At 58.4% G+C, this 202-nt stretch carries 1 protein-coding gene; it reads right to left on the bottom strand.

The genetic code is table 11. From position 1 onward, the window contains the following. Window positions 1-202: ABC transporter permease subunit (locus KI210_RS08830; RefSeq protein ID WP_212781484.1), on the bottom strand; the 202-nt coding region annotated here is incomplete at both ends.

Genomic DNA, 202 nt, shown 5'->3' with positions numbered 1-202 from the left:
CCAGCGACGTGTCCTTGACCAGCGATACGAACTGCGACAGCAGCGCCGGTATCATGTTGTGCACCGCCTGCGGCACGATGATGTGGTACATGGCCTGCACGTACGTCATCCCGTTGCTTCGTGCACCTTCCATCTGTCCGTAGTCGATCGATTCGATCCCGGCGCGCACGATCTCGCTGATCATCGCGCTTTCGAATACTAC

Source organism: Lactobacillus corticis, from assembly GCF_018327645.1.
GTDB classification, from domain to species: domain Bacteria; phylum Bacillota; class Bacilli; order Lactobacillales; family Lactobacillaceae; genus Lactobacillus; species Lactobacillus corticis.
Note: the sequence above shows the minus strand (reverse complement) of the source record. Positions and strands in the feature narration are given on the sequence as shown.